Here is a 15,579-nt window from a genome sequence, read left to right on the forward strand (position 1 = left end):
GGAATTCTCTACGACGTTTCACTGGCCGCCAGTATCCCCCATCCCCACACCAGCTTTCATCCCCAGCGCGACGGATCACTTCTTGACGAAACCGTCCAGCGCGGTGACCAGCTGCCCCGAGAGCGGGTCCTGCTTGGCGTAGTTGGCGATGTTGTCGGTGGGGTCGTCGCGGAGCACATGGTTGACGCCCTCGAGCTGCACGAGTGTCACGTCGGTGTGCGCCAGTGCGTCGACGAGGGGCGCCACGGCGTCGCAGCGCGCCTGGCTGTCGGAATCCGAGCACGTGACCAACACGGGGGTGCCCGGAGGGATCGCGGCGGCGAGCGCCAGCGGGTCCACCTTGTCGGCTTCGATGACGGCCTTGATGTTGCCCGCGTTCACGATCGAGTTCAGCCCGTCGGGCAGTTTGTCCGAGACGGTGCCCCTGGTGCGGATCTCCTGCACCGCCGCCTGCCACGTCGCGACCGTCTCCGGCGACCCGTCGGCCTTCACCCGGTTGGTGATGATGTCGAGGTAGCGTCCCGGCAGCGGTTGAAAGAGGCCGAGCGAGTGGATCTTCGGGGCGCCGGGCGACGTGTCGCCGGCGAGCGCCATCGCGTGGATGGTGCCCTCCCCCAGCGCGTACACCGAGATCCTCTCGGGGTCGGTTGCCGGGCGCTCGGCGAGGAACGTCACCGCCGCCTTGGCGTTCGAGGTGTACACGGAACTGACCACGTCGGCGGGTCGGTCCTTGAACGGCCCCAGCCCGGTGCGTCCCGTCCCGACCTTGTCGTAGCGCAGGCTTGCGACGCCGCGGTCGGACAGCAGTTCGGCGAGCATGCGCATGTTGCCGATCGGACCCGCCACGACGTTGTCGCCGTTGCGGTCGGTGCCCCCACTCTCGGAGATCAGCAGCGCCGCAGGCGCGGGTTGTCCTTCAGCGCGGTACCGGTACGTGCCGTGCATCGTCAGCCCGTCGGCCTCGAACGTCACGTCCTCGTCGGTCCACGTCGGCTGCGCGTCGGAGCTGTCGTCGGACGAACATCCCGCGACCAGCAGCAGGAGCGAAAGTAGTAGCGCAGTAAGCGTTTTCACAGTTTCGACTCGATCCATGACGTCACGTCGTCGAGCACCACGGCCTGCTCCGGTTCGTTGAACACTTCGTGGTAGAGACCCGGATACACCTTCAGGTGCACGTCGGTGGACCCTATGCACTCGACCAGGCGCCTGCTGCCCGCGACGGGGATCAGCTTGTCGTGGTCACCGTGCACGACGAGCAGCGGCGCAGTGATGGCGGCGGCCCGCTGGGGCATCGTCTCGCCGACCCCGATCAGCGCACGGCCGACGCCGGCGGGAAGCTTGCCGTGATGGACGAGCGGGTCGTTCTCGTAGGCCGACACCACCTGCGGATCGCGTGACACCGCGTCGGCGGGCAGGTCCTCGACCGGCAGGCCCGGCGCGAGCCTGCCCACCACCTTCGCCAGCAGCTTCTTCGACGGCGAGATGTCCGCCTGGGCGTTGACCGCGGGCCCCGACAACACCATGGCGTCGTAGTCGTCGGGATGCTCGACGCCGTAGGTGAAGACGATGCCGCCGCCCATGCTGTGGCCGAGCACGATCAGCTTGAGGCCGGGGTGCTCCGAACGGGCGATGCCGACGAGGGTGTGGAAGTCGGCGGTGTACTCGGTGATGTCGCGGAGGTAGACGCGCTTTCCGCCGGAGCGGCCGTGTCCGCGGTGGTCGAGTGCGTAGGTGACGAGGCCGGCGTCGGCGAACCGTGCGACGACGTGGTCGTAGCGGCGGGCGTGTTCGGCGTAGCCGTGCGCCAGGACCACGACCCCGCGAACAGGAGCCTCCGGCGCCCACACGTCGTAGACGATCCGGACGCCGCCGATGCCGTCGAAACTGCGTTCGGTGTGGGTCACGGCCATGTCAGGGAGACTATCGGGCAGCCCTGGACCACAGCCGTGCGCGCAGAGCCGAATGTGTCACACCCGGTGCGTAAGCTGCTTTTCGTGACCGTCTTGGCTCTCGACGAAGGCAGTGCCGAGGACGCATTTCTCGCCGATGCGCAGAAGTACCGGCGCGAACTGCTGGCGCACTGCTACCGGATGACCGGATCGCTGCACGACGCGGAAGACCTGGTCCAGGAAACGTATCTACGCGCTTGGAAGTCGCACAAGAACTTTCAGGGCAAATCATCGGTACGCACGTGGCTGTACCGGATCGCCACCAATACCTGCCTCACGTCGCTGGAGGGCCGCAAGCGCCGGCCGCTGCCGACGGGGCTCGGCGGGCCTGCATCTGACCCCAACGACGACATCACGGCGCGCCACGAGGTCGCGTGGCTGGAGCCGCTGCCGGATTCCCCTCATGAGGACCCGTCGGACCCGTCGGTGATCGCGGAGTCCCGCGAGTCGGTAAGGCTCGCGTTCATCGCGGCGCTGCAGCATCTGTCGCCGCGGCAACGGGCGGTGCTCGTGATGCGCGAAGTGCTGCAGTGGAAGGCGGCCGAGGTCGGCGAGGCCATCGGCGCCTCGACCGCCGCGGTCAACAGCCTGCTGCAGCGGGCTCGCGCCCAGCTTGACGAAATCCAGCCCACCCGCGACGAGGAGCCCGCGCCGCCGGAGTCACCCGAGGCGGCCGATCTGCTCGCGAAGTACATCGCGGCGTTCGAGGCCTACGACATGGACCGACTCGTGGAGCTGTTCACCGCCGACGCGGTGTTCGAGATGCCCCCGTTCGACGGCTGGTACCAGGGGCCTGCGGACATCGTCACGTTGTCGAAGAACCACTGTCCCGCCGAAGGGCCGGGGGATATGCGGTTCCTGACGACAACAGCCAATGGCCAGCCCGTCGCCGCGCTGTTCATGCGCAACCCACAGACCGGCCATCACGAAGCGTTCCAGTTGCACGTTCTCGACATCCGCCCCGGGGGCATCGCGCACGTGGTGGCTTTCAAGGAAGACGGGTTCTTCGCAAAGTTCGGCCTTCCCGACGCCCTCTGAGGGTCAACCGCCCGCGCGCAGCCGGTTGAGTACCGCGTCGATCGCGACGCCGAACGCGCGTTGCTCGGCCTTGGACAACCCGTCGAACACCACGGTGCGGACGAGGTCGACGTGACCCGGTGCGGCGGTCCGCAGTGCGGCCAGCCCGGCGTCGGTGAGCGTGACCGTCGCCCCGCGACGGTCGTCGTCGTCGCCTTCGCGATCGACGAGTCCGCGCCCGCGCATCCGGCGCAACTGATGCGACAGCCGGCTCTGCTCCCAGCCGATCAGCTCACCGAGTTCGTTGATGCGCATCGACCCGCGCTCCGACAGTGCCACGAGCACGTCGTAATCGGACAGCGACAGCTCGCAGTCCTGCTGGAGTTGACGGTGCATCGCGGTGTGCAGCCGGCTGGTCATTGCGAGGTAGTCGCGCCAGATCCGCTGCTGCTCGTCGGTGAGCCATTCCATGCGGTCCAGCGTAGCGCCGGAATACATGACACATCATGCATGTTGTCGAGTGCACGGCAGCCACCTAGGCTGACAGGGACTCCCGAGGAGTGATCGCTCATGACCACCGCCCCCAGCATCGTCGACGTCCGGCGTGCCGACGATCGCGCCAAGACCAAGATCGCGTGGTTGGACTCCAAGCATTCGTTCTCGTTCGGCGGGCACTACGAACCCGACAACACCCATCACGGCCTGCTGCTGGTCAACAACGACGACATCGTCAAGCCCGGCAGCGGTTTCGACACCCACCCGCACCGCGACATGGAGATCGTGACGTGGGTGCTGCGCGGCTCCCTCGTGCACCAGGATTCGACCGGCCACTCGGGTGTCATCTATCCCGGCCTGGCGCAGCGGATGTCGGCCGGGCGCGGGATCCTGCACTCGGAGAAGAACGACTCGTGGACGCTGACCGGTCAGGAAAGCCACAGCGAGCCAGTGCATTTCGTCCAGATGTGGGTGGTTCCCGACGAGTCGGGGATCACGCCCGGCTACCAGCAGCTCGAGATCGACGACGAACTCCTGCGCGGCAACCTGGTGACCATCGCGTCGGGGATGCCCGAGCACAGTGACGCCGCGGCCATCTCGATCCGAAACAAGTACGCGGCGTTGCACGGAGCGCGGCTCGAGCCGGGGCAGAGCGTCGAGCTCCCCGAGGCGCCGTACCTGCACCTGTTCGTGCCGAGGGGCGAGGTCGTCCTCGAAGACGCGGGTGCCCTGCGCGAAGGCGACGCGGTGCGGTTCACCGCCTCCGGCGGCCAGCGCGTGACAGCCACCGAACCTGCCGAGATTCTAGTCTGGGAGATGCATGCGGGACTTGCTGCGGCATAACCGAATTCCTGTCCTGGTCCTGAGTGCGACGCTGCTCGCCGGTTGCACCGGCGGGCAGTCCACTCAGTCGCCGCCGTCCTCAGCGGATTCCCCGAGTTCGACATCGGCCGCGGCGCCACCGACGGGCGCGGCTCCGGTGACAGTTGAGGTACCGGACGATCTCGCGGACGCGCCGTTCGATGAACCGCGCCAGGCCACGGTGCCGCAGGGGTGGACGTTGTCGGTGTGGGCACGGACGTCGCGGCCGCGGCTGATGGCGTGGACGCCCGACGGCAGCCTGTTGGTGTCGGTACCCAGCGCCGGCCGGGTGCTGAAGTACACGCCCGGAGCCGACGGGCCGCCCGAAGAGTCGGTGCTGCTCGACGGTCTCGACGAGCCGCACGGGCTGGCCTTCGCGGGCTCGATCCTGTATGTGGCCCAGAGCGATCAGGTCGACGCGTACGACTACGCCGCGGGGGCGACCACGAATCCGCGGACCGTGGCGGGCGGCCTGCCGGATGACCGCAGCCCCGATCTTCGCGGTGCGTACTCGCATGTGCTCAAGAGCGTCGCCGTCGGACCCGACGGCGCCGTCTACTTCTCCATTGGTTCCACGGGAAACATCTCCGAACAGGACCGCACCGCGACGCCGCCCCGCGCGACGATCATGCGGGTGCCACCGGGCGGCGGACCCGCCGAGCCGTTCGCCACCGGAGTGCGCAACGGCACCGGACTGGCCGTCGCTCCGGACGGTGCGCTCTGGACGGCCAACAACGGTCGCGACAACGTGCAGTTTCCCGAGCCGGGACCCTCCTACGGCCAGGTGCTTCCCGAGTACGTCGGCGAGAACCCGCCGGAACAGATCGCGAAGCTGACGCCCGGCCGTGAATTGGGCTGGCCGTACTGCAACAACGTAGGCGGGCCGGCTGATCTGCCGTTCATCCGCGACGTGCAGACCAACCCGGACGGCGAGAAGATGGATTGCGCTGCGCTGCCCGCGGTCGAGCAGAGCATGGGCGCACACTCGGCGCCCCTCGGCCTGAGCTTCGTCGACGGCGAACTTCCCGAGCCGTACGCTCGCGGCGCCCTCATCGGCGTCCACGGGTCCTGGAACCGGCAACCGCCGCGCGAGCCCGAGGTGTCGTTCTATCCGTGGCAGGACGGTGGGCTCGGCAACCAGCAGACGCTCGTCGGCAACTTCCAGGCCGAGGACGGGTCACGCTGGGGCCGTCCCGTGGCCGCCGTCGCCGGCCCCGACGGCGCGGTCTACATCACCGATGACGCGGCCGACGCGATCTACCGGCTGGCGCCTCCGGCCTGACCGGTCGTCGGTGCGAGCGTGTTGAGCACCGACGACATCTGCCGCTCGGTGTCACCGGCCAGCTTCTCGAAGACGAGCTTCATCACGGGGCTCAGAAGCCTTGCGGTGCCCAGCATTTCAAGATCAGCGACATAGGTGATGACGGAGCCCGAGCCCTGTGCGTCGACGGTGATCGTGTCGACGGTGCGGGAGGACTGGTTCTCTCCGACGAAGACCACCTGGTGATCGGACAGTTCTTCGAGCTTGTAGGTCAGCTCGGTCCTCACCCCGAGAAACTTCGACACGTTGTGCCAGTAGGCGCCTTCGGCGACCGGGCCCCGGTCGATGCGCTCGCAGGACTGCGTCCCCGGATCCCACTGCGTCGCGTGCTCGAAGTCCTTGAGGTAATCGATCACTTTCTCCGGCGGCAGGCTGACGGTGAAGGTGCGAGAAACGGAAGGCATCTAGGGCGGTTACCCGATCTTCAGCAAACTCACCCCATCACGAGGTCAGTGGTGCGAGCCACGCGGCGATGTCGCGTGCGATCGGGCCGGACTCCAGCCGGAACGACTGCAAGGGCCCGATCAGCGGCTCGTCGAAACCGGCGAACCACAACCCCGGCGCTGCGGCCGGCAACCCGTTGACCACCGGCTTGCCGTCGTCGTCGAGCAGGTCGAGGTGGCCCACCAGCGGCTCCAGACCGTGCTCGAAGCCCGTTGCGGCGATCACGGCATCCGGGGTGATCGCGGAGCCGTCCGCCAGCACGACCTCGTCCCCGTCGAAGGCGGTCACGGAGGGCACGATCGCGATGCGCCCCTCGCGCACGCGAGGAACCAGCTCGTCGCCGAGCGTCGGGATCTGATCCTGCTCGAGCAGCGCGGTGTAGATGCCCTGCGGCGGGGGCGGCAGTCCCGCGTCGGACAGGTCGCCGAACCAGAGCCGCCGCATCACGGCGGCGGCGCCGTCGAGCACCGGTACCGGCAATTTGCCGAAGGCCGGGCTGAACGCGTCGACGGGGATTCCTGCCGCGGCCCGCGGCACCAGATGTGGCGGGGTACGCACGGCCATGCGTACGCGGGCGGCGACGTTGTCACTCAACTGCAGCGCGATGTCGGTCGCCGAGTTGCCCGCCCCGACCACCAGCACGTCCTTGCCGGCGAACGGCCACGCATTGCGGTAGTGCGCCGAATGCAACAGCTCGCCGGTGAAGGTGTCGAGCCCGTCCCATGCCGGATACGTCGGGGTGTGGTAGTTGCCTGTCGCAACAACCACCGCGGCGCACCGCACCAGCGCGTCGTCGGTGCTCAGCAGCCACTCGGCGCGGTCGCGATCGATGCGGGATACGTTGCAGCCGAACGCCACTGGTATCCGCTGCCGCCGCACGTAGTCGTCGAAGTAGTCGACCATCTCGTCGCGTTTGGGCCAGCGCCCGTACCGCGCCGGGATGCGCTGGCCCGGCAGATGCGACCAGAACCCGCAGGTGTTGAGGCGGAACCCGTCGTAGCGGGCACGCCATGTCGAGGCGGGAGCCCCGGCGCGGTCGATGACGAGGGCGTCGACACCCTGGTCGTGTCGCAATCGCTGTGCGATCGCCAACCCGCAGGGCCCGGCGCCGACGACGACCACCTTCTCCGCAGTCGCCATCGGCTACGGCAGCCGTCTGGTGGTGAGCAGCCCTTCGGTGAGATCGCGCTGCAATTGCTCGAGCATCGAACGCCGCCGCAACGGCGGGCTTTCGGCGTGCGCCTCCTGGGCCACGCCGTGGATGACATCGGCGAGGGCGTCGACCGACGACCACGTGGGGCTCCAGTCCAGCAGTTGCTGTGCCCGTGAGCTGTCCAGCAGCGGGACGGTGAACGCCATGTCCAGCCAACCGCGGTCGATCGGCTGCAACCGCGCCCGCCAGCTCAGGTCGACCAGCGGCCCCAGCAATGCAGAGGGTACATGGATCGCCCTGGCTCGCAGCACCTTCGCCACATCGTCTCGGGTCAGCGGGGGCTCGGCCGCCAGGTTGAACGCCCCGGCTGCCCGGCGCTCCACGACGCGCACGATCGCGTCGCCCACGTCGTCGGAGTGGATGAGCGGTATGCACAACCGCCGGTCCAGCGGGAGCAACGGCAACAGCGGAACCGCCAGCATCGGCACGTATCCGGGAAGCGCGTAGCGCATCAACCCGCTGGCGGCCACACGTTGCACGATGAAACCCGGCCGCATGCGCGCGACCGTGACCCCGGATGCGCCGTGTTTCTGTTCGTAGACGTCGAGCAGCTTCTCGGCCTCGGACTTGTCGCGGCTGTAGGGCGACGACGGGATACCGGTGGTCGGCCACGACTCGTCGACCCTGCGGCCGTAGCTTCCGGCCGCGTAGGTCCCGACGGACGACATGTGCACCAGTTGTCCCACGCCGGCGGCGTGTGCCGCCTCCACGACCGCCGCTGTGCCACCCACCCCGGTCTGGTGCAGATAGCTGGTGTTGCGCGTCGGCTGGAAACCCCAGGCCAGGTGAACAACGGCGTCGGCGCCGTCGAACACTGCTCGGAGTTGTTGTGTCGCTTCGGATTTGGCGAGGTCGAGACCGTGCCACGCGACCCGGCGGTACTCGCCGACCGGTTCCGGTGGCCGGCGCACGACGCCGACGAGGTCGTGGTCGGCATCGCTGCCGGCCAACCGGCGCAGCAGTGCGGTACCGACGTTGCCGGACGCTCCGGTGATGACGATCCTCATGACGTCCTTGCTACCCGCTGCGGGGTCGGCTACACGCAACCGGCGATCGTTCCTCGCCGGCCTCCGGGTACAGCAAAGGGCGCAGCGACCGGCTCGGAACCATCCTGTGATGCCCCTGTGACGAAAGTTGACAGTGTGTCTACTGCGGTTACTGTTATCAGTCCTGGTCCGAATTTTCCGATGGGAGCCGCCGGTGACGACTCCGACCGCAAACTTCCGGCGCCTCGTCTCGGGCACGCGGTCCGTCTTCGCGGTGACGATGTGTGCGCTGCTCGCATGGATCGTCGCCGCACCGACCGCGCAGGCCGCCAGTGCGCGCGAGCTTCTCGCCGCTGCCATCGCGAACACCAAAGGCTCGTATCTGGTCTACAACTTCGGGGGCGGCTTCCCTGCGCCGATGCTCAACGCTGCCGGCAATTGGTACGAGCTGAACAACGGCGGGCGGCTGATGATCATCACGTCGGCGTCGCAGCGGCTCGCGCCCCGTCTGCTCGCCGATTCCCACGCCGGCTATCAGGCCCGCTGCGAAAGGGATCCCCGCGCTCGCACGTCCGAGGGACTGCTCCAGGCGTCCGAGACCTTCTCGCCCCTGGAGGCGTGGCAGGCGCTCGGCCAGCCCACGATCGCGATCAACGCCAACTTCTTCGACGTGCGCGGCCAGCGGGGCGGCTCGTGGAAAACGACCGGGTGCAGCTCACCGCTGGGCGCCTACGTCGACAACACCCGCGGCCTGGGCCGGACCAACGCCGCCGTCACGGGCACCCTTGCCTATGCGGGCAAGCAAGGCCTCTCGGGCGGTGACGAACACTGGATGGCGCTGTCCACGATGATCATCCCCGTCCAGGGCGCACCGTTCGTGGTGCCACCCAGAAGCGACGACGACTTCGACGCCGCCACCCCTGTCGTCACCCGGCTCCTCGACGACGGCACCCGATTCGTTGCCGTCGCGGGCCTCGGCCTGTTGGCGCCGGGCGAGACGGGACAGCTCAACGATCCCGGTCCCAGCGCGGCACGCACCGCGATCGCCTACGTCCGAGATCGCGACGAGATGTACGTGTTCCAGGGCGGCAGCTACACCCCCGACCAGATCCAGGATCTGTTCCGCGGCCTGGGCAGTGACACCGCGGTGCTTCTCGACGGCGGTGGGTCCTCGGCCATCGTGCTGCGGCGCGACACCGGCGGCATGTGGGCAGGCGCGGGCTCGCCCCGCGGTTCCTGCGACACGATGGCGGTGCTGTGCGACTCGCGGGAGCGCGCCCAGCCGGCGTGGCTCGCGTTCAACTGAGCCCACCTAGAGCCGGCATGCGCTGATGGCGGCGGCGCGCGTCTGCGCGAGATATCCGGAGCCGAACAGCACCACGTGCGCGAGCAGCGGATACAGCTGGTGTAACCCGATACGGCCTTGCCAGCCCTCCCGTAGCCGATGCTCGGATTCGTAGCCGCCGATCACCGCGTCCAGATGCGGGCAGCCGAACAACGCGAGCATTGCGAGGTCGGTCTCCCGATGTCCACCGTGAGCTGCCGGGTCGATCAGCACCACACCCTCTGGTGTCCACATGACGTTGCCGCTCCACAGATCCCCGTGCAGCCGGGCGGGCAGCTCGTCGTCGTCGAAAACGCCTGCGCTACAACGTCTCATCACCTCCTCCACAGCGGCGCGCGTTTCCGTGTCGAGCTCTGCGCGCGCAGCCATCGGGACCAGTCGGTGCTCGGCGTAGAAAGCACCCCAGGAGGATTCGTCGTCATAGGTCATCGGAAGCGGCTCGTGCAGCGGACCGAAGAACCCGGGTCCTGCCCAACCGGACGGCGGCGCCCCGAAGCCGTTCGCGCCGGCGTCGTGGGTGCGGGCCAGGCGTGCGCCGAAGCCACGGGCCGCATGCGCGGTGGGCGCAGACGGCGCCAACCGTTCCAGCGTGAGCGACGCCTCGTCGACCGCGAGGACCGTTGCACACGGCACCCCGCCGTCAGCCTCCGCGAGCCACCGCAAACCGGCGGCCTCACACGCGAAAAAACCCTTGGGAGCGCGAGGATTACGCTTGACGTACGCCACCCCACTCACTCCGGGGGCCGGCCGAACCAGAAGACGGCAGCGCTGACGGCCACGACCGCCGCGGCCATTCCGATGATCGGCGCCACGGTGAACCGCGTCAACGTCGCACCCACGAGTGCGCCGAAACCCATCGTCGCGACGACGGCGATGCGTAACGGCTGCCGCGCGCCGGTGCCGCCCGCCAGCTTGCTGTCCACGCCGATGCCGACGATCGTGGAGGTCAGCACCGTCGTCGTCAGCTCTTGGATGCCGAACTGCCGCGCGGTCGAGTGCTGAATACCGAAAGCTGTTGCCAGGCCCGCGATCAGCACCAGTTTGGTGTCATCGTGGTAGTGCAGCACGCCTGTACCGCTCAGGATCGCCAGCACGACGAGCAGCACGGCCTCGACGCCGAGAGCCGTCGCGATCCACACCCGCACGTCGCCGCTGAGGTGCCGCACCAGCCGGCCGCCCAGGATCGTGCCCGACAGGAAGCAGGTGAAGGCCACCACCGCGGCGGTGAGGTCGACGACGGTGTGGGACGCGAACCAGAAGCCGAGAAACACCACGTTCCCGGTCATGTTCGCGACGAACACGTGGCCGAGCACGAGCACGCTGACGGCATCGATCAGCCCCGTCGTGAACGTCAGCAGCAGGAGCGCGGTCTCCGTCTGCCGTTGCGATACCGGCGAGGCGATGGCCACAGCAGGCAGGCTAGAGCTGAGGTGTCAGATCGAACGACGTGATGGTGGACATCCTGGTGATGCGCCATTCGCCGCCGTCGCGCTGCATCGTCAGCCGGTATGACAGGTACCGCAGTGCGGGGATGTTCTTGGTAACGGGACTGGTGGCCACCGAGTTCGTGTACACCAGCGCGGTGGCTTCGGTCGGAATCGACGGAGGCGACACGGATTCGACAGCCGCGCCCATCACCTGGGTCGTGTTGGTGACCTGAGCCTGCTTGTTCGGCTCGACGATCGCGTCGATGTAGCGGCGGTACTCGTCGGCGAAATCGCCGCCCAGGAACACGGTCGCACGGTCGGCCAGCGTGTTCATGTCGTCAGGTGTGTAGGTCCACAACGCGGTGATCGCGTCGGTGGCGGTGCGGGCGATGTCCAGCTTGGTCGCGACCAGTGCACGCTCGGCCAGATAGGGCTGGACCATGGCTCCCGCGAATGCGCTCGCGCCGATGAACACCACCGAGGCGGCGGCCGCGGCCGCGATCATGCCCTTGCTCGCGGGACGGTGCGGCACCATGACAGCCGGCTCCTCGGAGGCCGGTTCCTCTGCTGCCTCGTCGACTGAGTCCTCGGAAGCCTGCTCCTCGGACACTTCCGCGGTCTCGGTCTCCGCCTCATCCGGCTCCGGCTGTGCCGGTTCGGCTTTGGCGGCGCGGGCAGCCTTGCCCATCGGCGCTTTGGGAGCCTCGGCCGCGGGCGCGGTGTCGACGACCTCGCGCGCCTCGATCCCTGGCTCCTCGGCCGTGCGCTTCGAGCGACGCCAGGAGAACCGCCGACGCGGCCGATCGGCAGTGGCGTGGTCCTCGGTGGTCAGATCACCTGAACCAGGTTGCTGATCTTCCACTGCTGCCCTTCCTTGATAGTCGTTGCCAGCCAGCGACTTCCGCTCTCCATCGTCGACTTGCCGTCGGGCGTCTTCGACGTGACCTTGGTGGCGATCAGCACCTCGGCGCTACCGTCGTCGTGCCATCGCTGCACCCCGGCCGAAAGCACCTCGCCGGTGCTCGGTTCGGATTGGGCGACCTGCACCAGGATCTCGTTGATGCGTGCCGAGAAGTTCTTCGCGAACTCGCCGGTGGCCTGCGCGGTGATGCGGTCGGCGTATGCGTTGGCGTTGAACGGATCCAGGCTGGTGTACATCACCATGAACTCGCTGGTGTAACCCAGCGCCGACGCGTTCTTGACCGCGGCCCGACGGTCCTCCTCGTGCCGGACGAGCATGAAGCTGCTGCCGGCGATCGCGGCCGCGATCAGCAGGGCCGACAGTATCGAGATCACGGGAAGTCCCCACCGCGCAGGGGGTTTCGGGGCCGACCGGAAGTAGCCGGGGTCGACGGAGTCTGCGTCGGTACCGGTGAAATTGCGACGCGGGCTCACTGGCCGGCCTGATTCATGAGCGGCTTCTTCAGCACCGTCAGGTTCGCGACGCGCCACTGCCCGTCGGAGGACTTGTCGAAGTTCACGACGACCGTGGCGGTGATGAACTTGAGGTCGTCCGGATTGTTTCCGCGCTGACCCTGCATCGCCAGGAGCATCGCCGCGTGATCCGGTGTCACCGGCGGGTTGGTCAGCACGGCGCTGTTGACGGCCCAGTATTCGTTGGTCGTCGGCGGTCCCGTCTGCACGGCTTCCTGCTGGCCGATCAACTGGTCCCGGTACCCGTCGGTGGCCAACCCCTGCGCCCTCGCGAAGTCGTCAGCCATCGTGTCGGCGCCGTAGCTCAGCATCTGTTCGACGATGCGCGGGCCCTGTTCGGCGATCTGCTGCCGCGCCCCATCCACGGCCCGCTCGTACCGGTAGACGACGCCGTAACCGAACCCGGCCGCGGCGGCCGAGAGCACCGCTGCCGCGATGAGCACCGTGGCGACGACGCGCCGCATGTTCGACGTCGGTGCGTCGACGCGAAGCACTTCGGTGCGGGTCAGCATGTCCGCGAAGGTGCGATTCCTCTTGTCCCACAACGGCCACAGCCAGCCGATGCCCAACGCGAGCGTGTCCAGCACATGCGCGACGTCGCGCGCGGTCAAGCGGACGATTCCGACCCGTTCACCATCGCGCAGGACCGCGATGCCGAACAGTGCGCGCCCCAGCGTCCACCCGAGGGCGTTCGGCAACACCAGCCGATTGACTGCCATCGCGAACAGCGTCAGTCCGCCCAGGACGGTGAACACCCAACGCTCCCAGCCGTCGGACGGCGAGGCCAGCGCCAGCAGCACCATCGTCGCGATCACGCCGAGGCCGGGCAGCACATCGACCGCGAGGGCCCCGGCCCGCGACGGCCACGACGCAGGCGCAGGCCCGGGTGTGGGCTCGTCCGCGGCGGTCGCAGGGGTGGTGTCGAGGACCGCGGTCACGAGTTGACCTGATCCAAACTGGCGATGCGGTACTGCCCCTCGTCCCATGCCATCGTCGCCCGCAGTCGGTAGCCGACCTGCTGGTCGGCGGCCTCGGAGTTGGAGATCCTGACGCGGACCGCGACGAGCACGTTGATCGATCCGTCCTCGTTGTGCCGTTCGACGGCGGCACGGAGGTCGTCGACCGCCACGGTGGCGTTGGCCGCGGAGTACGCCTCGGCGATCACGCTGCCGAACAGGCCAGCCTGAACCCCGAAGTCTCCGGTCGAACATTCGAGGATCTTCGACTGGGCCGCCGTCATCGCGGCCGTGTCGGGCGCCTGGGTCGCGGCCACGCACTCCTTGGCGGCCTGCAGCGCGGCCTCATCGGTGCGGGCCACATCGGCGGCACGCTCATTGGCACGAAGCGCGAAGATGCCTCCGGCCACGGCACCAGCGGCCAGCAGGATCAGCACGACGCAGATACCCGCCGCCCAGCCGTTGCCCAGCCGTGCGGGCCTACGCGTGTCGACCGGGGCTTCGTCCGCGGAATCCGCCTCTGTGGCGGCCGCCGACGACTCTTCTCCGACGTCTTCGATGTGGGGGGTCAGCCGGCTGGTGCCAGCATCTCCTTCCATCCGTCGTCTCCTGGGTTGCTCGAATTACCAACGTTGTATCTGACGCCGTCAGGTCCCACGACCTCGCCGCTGCTGGGGCTGTACGCCGCGGCGCTGCCCGCAGGTCCCTGCGTCGGGGTGTAGATGCACGGGTTCGGCTGCTGGCCGCTGCAGCTGACGGTACCCGAGCCCGGCGGGCTCAACGGATCACTGATCGGTGCCAGCGACGCCGGCGGGGGCAGCTCGTCGGCAGGCAACGGATTGCGGCCGTTGTTCACCGACGGGGCCGGTACCACCTGACCTGGTGCGACGCGCTGGTCACACCGCGCACCGGGGGCCGGGCAGGCGACGATCTGGTTCGGGTCGCCGTACCACGGGTTGGTGCCCAGCGGGACGTACGGCTCGTCGCTGCGGCACTCCTTCGGCGAGGCCGCCCGCTTGCCCGGCACATCGGCGCACGGGTAATTACGCGCACCGCGAACGACGTTGCCCTGGTAGTCCTTCGGGATCTTGCAGTAGACGCCCGAGGCCAGCGGCGCCGTGCTGGTGTCGGCCGGCGAGCGCCACTCCGACGCCGGGAGGAAACCGGTCAGACACGGTGGCGGCTGGTTGATGGACAGACCGAAGTGCAGCAGGCCGCCGTCCTCGAAGATCGAGCCCATCTGCAGGGCGGAACCGCCCTGCGGGAAGATCACGAACGCCTGCTCTAGCCCCTTGTTGTAGCGCTTGAGCATGTCGATCACGACGGACAGGTTCGCCAGCGTCTGCGGCAAAGAGTCACGCACGTCGGTGAACAGTCCGTTCACCTGGTCGAGCGTGGGTGGAGCCTGCTGCAGCGCGCTCCGGAGAGCGCCGTCCTGCTCGGCGGTCTGCGAAGCGATGACGTTCAGGTTCCGGGACCATTGCTCGATCGCGTCGCCGGACTGGACCTGGCTGTCAAGGATCGGTGCCGCGTTGGTGATGATGTCGTTGACCTGGGGGATGTTCTCGCGGAACCCCTCAGCGAGGTTCGTCGTCGAGTCGACGAGCCGCTGCAGGGACGGACCCAGCCCGCCCACGGCGGCCGACGTCTCGGTGAGCAGCGCGTCGATCTTCTCCTTCGGCAGCACGGCCAGGCCCTCGTTCGCGGCGTCGATCGCCGGACCGACCTCTTCGGGCACCGTGCTCTCGCTGATCGTCGAGCCCGGGCTGAAGAACCGGTCTGTTCCCGACGGCGACACCAGGTCGAGGTACTGCTCGCCGATCGCCGACACCGAGTGCACGTTCGCGATCGCGTCCACCGGGATCCTGTACTTCTCGTCGATGCTCATCGTCGCCCGCGCGCCGGTGGCGGTGGGCTCGACCTCGGTGACCTTGCCGATCTGGGTGCCCCGGTAGGTCACGTTGCCGGTGGCATACAGACCACCGGAGCGCTCCAGGTCGGCGTAGAGCGTGTACTGCCCGACGCCTGCCAGGCTGGGCAGCCGCAGGTAGTACAGGCCCAGCACCCCGACCGCGAGGATGGTCAGGATCGAGAAGATGATCAGCTGGATTTTGACGAAACGTGTCAGCAT

17 protein-coding genes are annotated in these 15,579 nt (G+C 68.2%); 4 read left to right on the top strand and 13 right to left on the bottom strand.

From position 1 onward, the window contains the following. Window positions 1–75: 75 nt before the first annotated feature. Both ACAG24_RS12940 and ACAG24_RS12945 read right to left on the bottom strand, forming a co-directional pair. Window positions 76–1,092, bottom strand: coding sequence for an alpha/beta hydrolase family protein (locus ACAG24_RS12940; RefSeq protein ID WP_370473457.1), 1,017 nt, complete (start codon window positions 1,090–1,092; stop codon window positions 76–78). Beyond that, a complete protein-coding gene (locus ACAG24_RS12945; protein ID WP_370473458.1) occupies window positions 1,071–1,910 on the bottom strand; it encodes an alpha/beta hydrolase in 840 nt (279 codons plus the stop codon). The genes ACAG24_RS12940 and ACAG24_RS12945 overlap by 22 nt, the downstream gene beginning before the upstream one ends. Before the next feature lie 54 nt (window positions 1,911–1,964). Here ACAG24_RS12945 and ACAG24_RS12950 point away from each other — a divergent pair, with 54 nt between their 5' ends. Further along, window positions 1,965–2,987, top strand: a complete 1,023-nt coding sequence (locus ACAG24_RS12950; RefSeq protein ID WP_370473521.1) for a sigma-70 family RNA polymerase sigma factor — start codon at window positions 1,965–1,967, stop codon at window positions 2,985–2,987. A gap of 3 nt (window positions 2,988–2,990) precedes the next feature. On the opposite strand, the gene ACAG24_RS12955 is transcribed toward ACAG24_RS12950, so the two are convergent. Further along, complete coding sequence (locus tag ACAG24_RS12955) at window positions 2,991–3,437, bottom strand: MarR family winged helix-turn-helix transcriptional regulator (RefSeq protein WP_370473459.1); 447 nt, start codon at window positions 3,435–3,437, stop codon at window positions 2,991–2,993. Between the two features lie 99 nt (window positions 3,438–3,536). Here ACAG24_RS12955 and ACAG24_RS12960 point away from each other — a divergent pair, with 99 nt between their 5' ends. Further along, window positions 3,537–4,304, top strand: coding sequence for a pirin family protein (locus ACAG24_RS12960; protein WP_370473460.1), 768 nt, complete (start codon window positions 3,537–3,539; stop codon window positions 4,302–4,304). Beyond that, the gene (locus ACAG24_RS12965; protein ID WP_370473461.1) at window positions 4,282–5,604 is read left to right on the top strand and encodes a PQQ-dependent sugar dehydrogenase; all 1,323 of its coding nucleotides are present in this window, start codon (window positions 4,282–4,284) and stop codon (window positions 5,602–5,604) included. Before ACAG24_RS12960 ends, ACAG24_RS12965 begins: the two co-directional genes overlap by 23 nt. Here ACAG24_RS12965 and ACAG24_RS12970 read toward each other — a convergent pair. Genes ACAG24_RS12970 through ACAG24_RS12980 form a run of 3 tightly spaced genes read right to left on the bottom strand, consistent with a single transcriptional unit; the run spans window position 5,580 to window position 8,307 of the window. Further along, a complete protein-coding gene (locus ACAG24_RS12970; protein WP_370473462.1) occupies window positions 5,580–6,047 on the bottom strand; it encodes an SRPBCC family protein in 468 nt (155 codons plus the stop codon). The two genes, ACAG24_RS12965 and ACAG24_RS12970, sit on opposite strands and share 25 nt — an antisense overlap. A gap of 37 nt (window positions 6,048–6,084) precedes the next feature. Continuing rightward, window positions 6,085–7,227 carry a flavin-containing monooxygenase gene (locus tag ACAG24_RS12975; protein WP_370473463.1) on the bottom strand — a complete coding sequence of 381 codons (1,143 nt, stop codon included), beginning with the start codon at window positions 7,225–7,227 and terminating at the stop codon, window positions 6,085–6,087. A gap of 3 nt (window positions 7,228–7,230) precedes the next feature. Next, window positions 7,231–8,307, bottom strand: coding sequence for an NAD-dependent epimerase/dehydratase family protein (locus ACAG24_RS12980; RefSeq protein ID WP_370473464.1), 1,077 nt, complete (start codon window positions 8,305–8,307; stop codon window positions 7,231–7,233). A 193-nt stretch (window positions 8,308–8,500) separates the two neighbouring features. On the opposite strand from ACAG24_RS12980, the gene ACAG24_RS12985 reads away from it, so the two are divergent. Beyond that, entirely contained in the window at window positions 8,501–9,592 is a 1,092-nt protein-coding gene (locus tag ACAG24_RS12985) for a phosphodiester glycosidase family protein (protein WP_370473465.1), read from the top strand. A 6-nt stretch (window positions 9,593–9,598) separates the two neighbouring features. Here the strand turns inward: ACAG24_RS12985 and ACAG24_RS12990 are convergent, their stop codons facing one another. Genes ACAG24_RS12990 through ACAG24_RS13020 form a run of 7 tightly spaced genes read right to left on the bottom strand, consistent with a single transcriptional unit; the run spans window position 9,599 to window position 15,579 of the window. After that, window positions 9,599–10,357, bottom strand: a complete 759-nt coding sequence (locus ACAG24_RS12990) for a fructosamine kinase family protein (RefSeq protein WP_370473466.1) — start codon at window positions 10,355–10,357, stop codon at window positions 9,599–9,601. 5 nt (window positions 10,358–10,362) lie between these two features. After that, entirely contained in the window at window positions 10,363–11,040 is a 678-nt protein-coding gene (locus tag ACAG24_RS12995) for a YoaK family protein (RefSeq protein ID WP_370473467.1), read from the bottom strand. A gap of 10 nt (window positions 11,041–11,050) precedes the next feature. Beyond that, window positions 11,051–11,920: a mammalian cell entry protein gene (locus tag ACAG24_RS13000; protein WP_370473468.1), complete on the bottom strand. Its 870-nt coding sequence runs from the start codon at window positions 11,918–11,920 to the stop codon at window positions 11,051–11,053. Further along, window positions 11,887–12,453, bottom strand: coding sequence for an Rv1363c family protein (locus ACAG24_RS13005; protein WP_370473469.1), 567 nt, complete (start codon window positions 12,451–12,453; stop codon window positions 11,887–11,889). Before ACAG24_RS13005 ends, ACAG24_RS13000 begins: the two co-directional genes overlap by 34 nt. Beyond that, on the bottom strand, window positions 12,450–13,430 hold the full coding sequence (locus tag ACAG24_RS13010) for an RDD family protein (RefSeq protein WP_370473470.1): 981 nt from the start codon (window positions 13,428–13,430) through the stop codon (window positions 12,450–12,452). Before ACAG24_RS13010 ends, ACAG24_RS13005 begins: the two co-directional genes overlap by 4 nt. Beyond that, window positions 13,427–14,047, bottom strand: coding sequence for an Rv1363c family protein (locus tag ACAG24_RS13015; protein ID WP_370473471.1), 621 nt, complete (start codon window positions 14,045–14,047; stop codon window positions 13,427–13,429). Before ACAG24_RS13015 ends, ACAG24_RS13010 begins: the two co-directional genes overlap by 4 nt. Beyond that, window positions 14,017–15,579 (bottom strand): MCE family protein, encoded by a 1,563-nt coding sequence (locus ACAG24_RS13020; RefSeq protein ID WP_370473472.1) that lies wholly within the window; start codon window positions 15,577–15,579, stop codon window positions 14,017–14,019. The genes ACAG24_RS13015 and ACAG24_RS13020 overlap by 31 nt, the downstream gene beginning before the upstream one ends.

This window comes from Mycobacterium bulgaricum, from assembly GCF_041287165.2.
GTDB lineage: Bacteria > Actinomycetota > Actinomycetes > Mycobacteriales > Mycobacteriaceae > Mycobacterium > Mycobacterium bulgaricum.

What these genes read in the sequence shown, in the direction of transcription:
- ACAG24_RS13020 (WP_370473472.1), bottom strand. Translation starts at nt 15,579, where the DNA reads ATGCTGACACGTTTCGTCAAAATCCAGCTGATCATCTTCTCGATCCTG.
- ACAG24_RS12980 (WP_370473464.1), bottom strand. Translation starts at nt 8,307, where the DNA reads ATGAGGATCGTCATCACCGGAGCGTCCGGCAACGTCGGTACCGCACTG.
- ACAG24_RS12955 (WP_370473459.1), bottom strand. Translation starts at nt 3,437, where the DNA reads ATGGAATGGCTCACCGACGAGCAGCAGCGGATCTGGCGCGACTACCTC.
- ACAG24_RS12975 (WP_370473463.1), bottom strand. Translation starts at nt 7,227, where the DNA reads ATGGCGACTGCGGAGAAGGTGGTCGTCGTCGGCGCCGGGCCCTGCGGG.
- ACAG24_RS12970 (WP_370473462.1), bottom strand. Translation starts at nt 6,047, where the DNA reads ATGCCTTCCGTTTCTCGCACCTTCACCGTCAGCCTGCCGCCGGAGAAA.
- ACAG24_RS12945 (WP_370473458.1), bottom strand. Translation starts at nt 1,910, where the DNA reads ATGGCCGTGACCCACACCGAACGCAGTTTCGACGGCATCGGCGGCGTC.
- ACAG24_RS12965 (WP_370473461.1), top strand. Translation starts at nt 4,282, where the DNA reads ATGCGGGACTTGCTGCGGCATAACCGAATTCCTGTCCTGGTCCTGAGT.
- ACAG24_RS12960 (WP_370473460.1), top strand. Translation starts at nt 3,537, where the DNA reads ATGACCACCGCCCCCAGCATCGTCGACGTCCGGCGTGCCGACGATCGC.
- ACAG24_RS12940 (WP_370473457.1), bottom strand. Translation starts at nt 1,092, where the DNA reads ATGGATCGAGTCGAAACTGTGAAAACGCTTACTGCGCTACTACTTTCG.
- ACAG24_RS13015 (WP_370473471.1), bottom strand. Translation starts at nt 14,047, where the DNA reads ATGGAAGGAGATGCTGGCACCAGCCGGCTGACCCCCCACATCGAAGAC.